Source organism: Streptomyces sp. NPDC044002 (assembly GCF_056434525.1).
The window spans coordinates 20,466-21,747 of sequence record NZ_JBWKEZ010000004.1 but is presented as its reverse complement, the minus strand read 5'-3'; the positions used below and the strand labels follow the sequence as shown (position 1 = coordinate 21,747).

Here is a 1,282-nt window from a genome sequence, read left to right as displayed (position 1 = left end):
CGCGTCGGCAAACCCCTCCTCGCAACCACCCCCCCCCCCCCCCCCCCCCCCCCGGCCGCCGCCCCCCCCCCCCCCCCCCCCCCCCCCCCCGGCCCCTCCTCCCCTCCCCCTCCGACCCATCCAAGGAGACCCCGTCCCATGTGCAGCCCCCAGGTGATGGAGCTGGTCCACGGCGAGCCCGGACACAGCTGCGCCGACCACGCCGCCGACGCGAACGCCGCGTCCGACGCGGCGCAGGGCCACGACGGCGCCCGGCCGGCCGAGCGCCCCGAGGCCCCCGCCCCGCTCATCCGGGGCAGCCGGGTCAGCGACCTGACGCACGCCTTCGGCAACGACTTCCCCGTGCTGGAGCCCATCGTCCTCAAGCCCAACATCCAGCACTTCGCCGACATAGCCTCCGAGGGCTTCAACGCCAACAAGCTGGAGATCGACGAGCACACCGGCACCCACGTCGACGGTCCGGCCCACCTCGTCGACGGCCCCGTCTACACCGACGAGATCCCGGTGGACCGGCTCATCGCCCCGCTCGTCGTCATCCGCATCGGCGACCGGGCTGCGAAGGACCCCGACACCACCCTGACCGCCGACGACATCCTCGCCTGGGAGAGCCGCCACGGCCGGATCCCGGCCGGGGCCCTGGTCGTCATGGACTCCAACTGGTGCCCCCGCATCGACACCCCCGGCGCCTACATCAACCGCGACTCCGACGGCGTCCCCCACTTCCCCGGGCTGGGCTTCGACGCGGCCGAACTCCTCGTCCGCGAGCGCGGCATCGTGGCCGCGGGCACCGACACCCCGAGCCTCGACGCCTCGAAGAACCTCCAGATCGACGACCCCGGCGCGCACCGGATCGTCCTGGGCGACCTGCGCTACGGCGTGGAGAACATCGCGAACCTGCACACCGTCCCCGACATCGGCGCCACCGCCGTCATCGGCATGATCCGCCACCGCAAGGGCTTCGCGGGCCCGTGCCGGATGTTCGGCATCTACTAACCCCCGTCGAACCACAGCAGCGGAGTCCGGTACCGGCGCGGCCGGTGCCGGACTCCGCGCGTCAGTGTCAGGAGATCGTCGAGGAGGGGGCCCGGATCGTCGTCGCCCTGGCCACCCTCGGCGAAGAGGGGCCCACGGGCGGCTTCTTCGACGACGCCGGGCCGGTCGACTGGTAGCAGCCGCGCGCGGCGGACGTACGACGGAGGCGGGGGGGGGGGGGGGGGGGGGGGGGGGTTGACAGCGCTCTGCCTTTCCCCCCTGGCCTCTTCTCTCTTCGCCTCCTTCGTCT

The 1,282-nt window shown here is 73.7% G+C and carries 2 protein-coding genes; both read left to right on the top strand.

Annotated elements, in window-relative coordinates; genetic code table 11:
- Positions 1-138: 138 nt before the first annotated feature.
- Positions 139-993, top strand: coding sequence for a cyclase family protein (locus AC07A6_RS04425; RefSeq protein ID WP_478776034.1), 855 nt, complete (start codon positions 139-141; stop codon positions 991-993).
- 44 nt (positions 994-1,037) lie between these two features.
- Positions 1,038-1,169 (top strand): hypothetical protein, encoded by a 132-nt coding sequence (locus tag AC07A6_RS04420; protein ID WP_478776033.1) that lies wholly within the window; start codon positions 1,038-1,040, stop codon positions 1,167-1,169.
- Positions 1,170-1,282 lie beyond the last annotated feature (113 nt).

Coding starts and splice junctions, on each gene's coding strand:
- AC07A6_RS04425 (WP_478776034.1), top strand. CDS start 139: ATGTGCAGCCCCCAGGTGATGGAGCTGGTCCACGGCGAGCCCGGACAC.